Consider the following 710-nt stretch of genomic DNA (forward strand, 5'->3'; position numbering starts at 1 on the left):
TGGTGCTGGGAAAGCGTTGTTAAAGCATTTGGCGAATATTGCCATTGATCGTGGTTGTGGCCGTTTTGAATGGGCTGTATTGGATTGGAACCAACCTGCCATCGATTTCTATCAGTCAATCGGTGCAGAGCCTCAAGATGAATGGAAGATCTATCGACTGGCGGGAGATGCATTGCAGCGCTTTGCTAAAGGATGATGTGAATGGGAGATTCGATGTATCCACACGACTATCAAGGGAATGGCTCGCAAGCGCGCTTTTCCGTCTCAGAAAGGGTCTCAATTGAGCCTCTTACCACCAAACATGCGACGGTTTTACTGGAAGTGGTGAACACGTATCGAAACAGCCTATCTGGCTATTTACCTTGGACGGACTTTGTGACCAACCGCAGAGAAGCAGTGAACTACATCTCTCAGCGCGTGAACAGCAAAGCGTTAGATGCCCACTGGTGCGCGATTTATTTTGATGAGCAGTTTACGGGTGTTATTGGCATCAAGGGTGTGGATTCGCACACACACGTCACTGAGATTGGCTATTGGTTGGCGAACAATGGGCGAGGACACCGAGTGATTGACCAAGTGCTTGCGGTTCTGATTCCTTTTTTAAAGCAGAAAGGGCATGCGCAGTTCATCCAATTCCACTGTATGGAAGATAACATTGCCAGTATCAATATTGCTGAGCGTGCTGGTGCCACATTAAAAGAATACGTTGA

The 710-nt window shown here is 47.6% G+C and carries 2 protein-coding genes; both read left to right on the top strand.

What is annotated here, in order from left to right; translation table 11 throughout:
- Positions 1-196: GNAT family N-acetyltransferase (locus R7044_RS25490; protein ID WP_225456030.1), on the top strand; the 196-nt coding region annotated here is incomplete at its 5' end.
- Positions 197-201: 5 nt separating this feature from the next.
- On the top strand, positions 202-710 hold a 509-nt coding region (locus R7044_RS25495), incomplete at its 3' end, for a GNAT family N-acetyltransferase (protein ID WP_225456031.1).

Source organism: Vibrio sp. 1402 (assembly GCF_033340275.1).